Origin of the sequence: Mycobacterium sp. E3298 (genome assembly GCF_001666895.1) — a bacterium.
GTDB lineage: Bacteria > Actinomycetota > Actinomycetes > Mycobacteriales > Mycobacteriaceae > Mycobacterium.
In genome coordinates this window covers 1-3,485 of record NZ_LZJB01000612.1, presented here as the reverse complement: position 1 = coordinate 3,485, position 3,485 = coordinate 1, and the positions used below count along the sequence as shown (strand labels likewise).

At 71.4% G+C, this 3,485-nt stretch carries 4 protein-coding genes; all 4 read right to left on the bottom strand.

Annotated features, from left to right (window positions below; translation table 11 throughout):
• On the bottom strand, window positions 1-378 hold a 378-nt coding region (locus A9X05_RS28010), incomplete at its 3' end, for a DUF3592 domain-containing protein (protein WP_067785547.1).
• Window positions 375-2,000 carry a 2-succinyl-5-enolpyruvyl-6-hydroxy-3-cyclohexene-1-carboxylic-acid synthase gene (gene menD, locus A9X05_RS28005; RefSeq protein WP_067785544.1) on the bottom strand — a complete coding sequence of 542 codons (1,626 nt, stop codon included), beginning with the start codon at window positions 1,998-2,000 and terminating at the stop codon, window positions 375-377. The genes A9X05_RS28010 and menD, both read right to left, overlap by 4 nt.
• A 99-nt stretch (window positions 2,001-2,099) precedes the next feature.
• Window positions 2,100-2,882, bottom strand: coding sequence for an alpha/beta fold hydrolase (locus A9X05_RS28000; protein ID WP_067785541.1), 783 nt, complete (start codon window positions 2,880-2,882; stop codon window positions 2,100-2,102).
• Window positions 2,879-3,485 (bottom strand): o-succinylbenzoate synthase (locus tag A9X05_RS27995; protein WP_082971082.1); only part of this gene is annotated, 607 nt, incomplete at its 5' end. The genes A9X05_RS27995 and A9X05_RS28000, both read right to left, overlap by 4 nt.

Genomic DNA, 3,485 nt, shown 5'->3' with positions numbered 1-3,485 from the left:
GCGGTGCTGCACCCGAACCAGATTGGGATCATTCTTGTTGTACTCGACGTAGATACGCATGCCCGTGGCCAGATGCGACGGGTACAGCACGCCGAGCTCCGGGCGGTAGGTGACCCGCTCGGGTGTGACAAATTCGATGGTGGAGCGGCGCGGCCCGGCGCTGAGCACCTCGGCCTGCGCCACCCCCATGTTGTGTCGAATCGCAAGGTCATCGCGCCAGGCGCCGGCCACCAGCAAGACCGACTGCAGGGTGACCAAGCCGGTCACGATGAGCACCGTCACGCGGGCCCAGCGCAGTGCGATCCGGGGCCTGGTGTTGGGCGGCTTGTCACTGCGACCGTGAATCAATATGTGCAGCAATGCCTTTGGATCGATCAAAGGGCCGCCTTGATGGCGGCGTGCAGCTGCCGAAGCGACGACCGGTCGGCCTTGACCTCCAGCACCCGCATACCGGGCGCGGGTTCGTCGAGCGCCGCGCCTAGCTGGTCGACCTCGATCTGCCGGCTCTCGACGTGGTAGGCGCGGCACAGCGCACCCACGTCGACGTCGTGCGGCGTCCCGAAGATCCGCGACGACACGTCGGAGAATCGCGGGTCGCCCTGCTCGAGCAACTCGAAGATGCCACCGCCGTTGTCGTTGGAGACCACGATGGTCAACTGCCGCGGGGTCGGCTCGGTGGGCCCGATCAGCAGCCCGGAGCTGTCGTGGACGAACGTCAGGTCGCCGATCAGCGCGACGGTGCGGCCCTCGTAGGCGAGCGCGGCCCCGATCGCGGTGGACACCGTGCCGTCGATACCTGCCACCCCGCGGTTGGAGCGGACGCGGATGCCGTGGGTGTCCAGGCCAACCAGGGCGGCGTCGCGGACCGGGTTGGACGCCCCCAGCACCAGCTGGTCACCCGGCCGAAGGGCGTCGGCGACGGCCGCCGCCACGTGCAAGCCGGTGGTCAGCGGGTGCGCCTTTAGCTGGTTGCGCACCGCGTCGTTGGCGTGCCGGTTGACCTCCGCGCAGCGCTTCAACCAGGCCGCACTCGGCGTGCCGGTGGTGACCGCTCGCGTCCCGGTGGCCTGCGAGTTGCCCGAGACGTCGGGCCAGCGCGGTCCGGTGGTCAACGCGTACACCGGCACCTGCGGATCGGCCAGCAGCGCCGACACCGGCCGGTGCAGGGTGGGCCGCCCGAGCATGATCACCTGCTTCGGGCGCAGCAGCGGCAGGGCCAGCGGGTGCAGCGGGTTTTCCGGTGCCGGTGCCGTCGATTCGGCGACGGTCGGCAACTGCGCGAGGTTGGGGTGCACGCCCGCGCCGTGCCCGGCGATCACGACGGTGTCGGGCGACAGGTCGATGTCCAGCGGCTGGTCGAACGTGACCGGCGGCGTGTAGGTCCACGGCCGCCCGCCGGGCCGCCCCTGCGGCACGGCGGCGCCCCGGGGTTCGGGATCGGGCACCAGGGGCTCGCGCAGCGGGATGTCGAACTGCACCGGGCCGGCGTTGGCGGTGCGGGATCCCGTCGCGGCCGCCAGGACCCGGCAGGTGGCCGATCGCGACGTCGCGTTGAAGGACTCCAGCCGCTCGGGTGCGTCCTCGGCCAGGCCCAGGCTGATAGCGGCGCGGACCTGGGTGCCGAAGTAACCCAGCTGCTCCATGGTCTGGTTGGCCCCGGTGCCCAGCATCTCGTAGGGCCGGTTGGCCGACAGCACGATCAGCGGCACCCGCGCGTAGTTGGCCTCCACCACGGCCGGCCCCAGGTTGGCAACGGCGGTGCCCGACGTCATCGCGACACACACCGGGGCGCCGGCGGCGATCGCCAGCCCAATGGCCAGGTAGCCGGCGGTGCGCTCGTCGATGCGGACGTGCAGCCGGATCCGGCCGGCGCGGTCGGCGTCGTGCAGCGCGAAGGCCAGCGGCGCGTTGCGCGACCCGGGGCACAGCACCACGTCGCGGACGCCGCCGCGAATCAGCTCGTCAACGACGACGCGGGCCTGAGTCGTCGAGGGGTTCACTCCTACAGCCTGTCACAGCCCGCCGACCGGGGGCCGAACGTGGAGTTGGCGGGCTGGTCCGCCCGGAATTCGCCCGGAAAGCCGACGTTGGGCGCGCCCTCAGTTGCCGGCGAAGAACTTCAGCGCCGCCTCGTTGACGGCGTCCGGGCGTTCGAAGAACCCGAGGTGGCCGGCGTCGGGAATCTGCACGTATCGCCCGTTGGGCAGCGCGTCGGCGACCTCACGCCCCAGGTAGGGCGGTGTCAGCACGTCGTCGGAGAAGCCGATCACCAGCACCGGCGTCGCGATGCTGCGGTAGGCCGGCAGCCGGTTGGTGTACGGGGCGACGTCCAGCTGGCAGCGGGTGCCCGGGGTGGACTTGATCGGCCACATGGAGAACATCGCGATCCAGTCCGCGACGGCGACGTCGTCGTTGAGCGTCTTGCGCGAGAAGTTCTCCAGCAGGCGGATTTTGGCGTCGTAGGAGTTCGGCAGCTGGACCCCGGCGTCGGCGAGCTCGGCCTCGGCGTCGCGGAAGAACTGGCGCGCCTTGTCCATCCGGCCCCGGGTGCCCATCAACACCGCGGAGCTGACCAATTCGGGCCGGGCGAGCATGAGCTCCTGGGCGATGAACGCCCCCATCGACATCCCCACGATGCGGGCCGGGGCGGCGTCGAGGCCCTCGATCAGCGCCGCGGTGTCGGCCACCATCGTTTGCGTCGTGAAACCCTGCGCGTTCTCGGTGGCACCGATTCCGCGGTTGTCGAAGGTGATGACGCGGTAGCCGGCGGCCAGGAACGCCGGCAGCTGATACGGGTGCCAGGTCCGCCCGGCACCGCCGTGGCCGCTGATGAACACCACCGGCTCGCCGGAGCCGCGGTCGTCGTAAGCCAGGTTGATCACTCGGACGACGGTACAAGGAGCGGGTGGCAGGCCGTGACCCGGTCGATCCACCACTGCCGCCGCTCCGGGGGCGCGGCCAGGGCCCGCAACCGCGCCGGATCCGGGGTCACCGCCCCCGCCGCCAGGGTGCCGTCGACGGGCGCTGCGACCTCGGCCACGTCCTCGACGAACAACCCGCCGGTGCCCAGCCCACACGCGTGGCGCAACACCGGCAACGCCGCCGCGGCGGCCAGCCCGGCCGCGATGCCCACCGCCGAGTCGATCGCGCTGGACACCACGACCGGGATGTCGATCTGCGCGGCGATCGAGAGCATGGGCGAAATACCGCCCAGCGGAGCGACTTTGAGCACCGCGATATCGGCGGCGCGGGCGCGGACGACCGCGAGCGGGTCGTCGGCCTTGCGGATGCTTTCGTCGGCGGCGATCGGCACGTCCGGCAGCTCTGGCCGCCGGCGCAGCGCCGCGAGTTCCTCGACGGTCGCGCAGGGTTGTTCGAGGTATTCCAGCGGGCCGTCGGCGGTCAGGGCTTGAGCTGCTCGCACCGCCTGCTCGACGCTCCAGCCGCCGTTGGCGTCCACGCGCACGGTCGGCACGAGGTCGCGC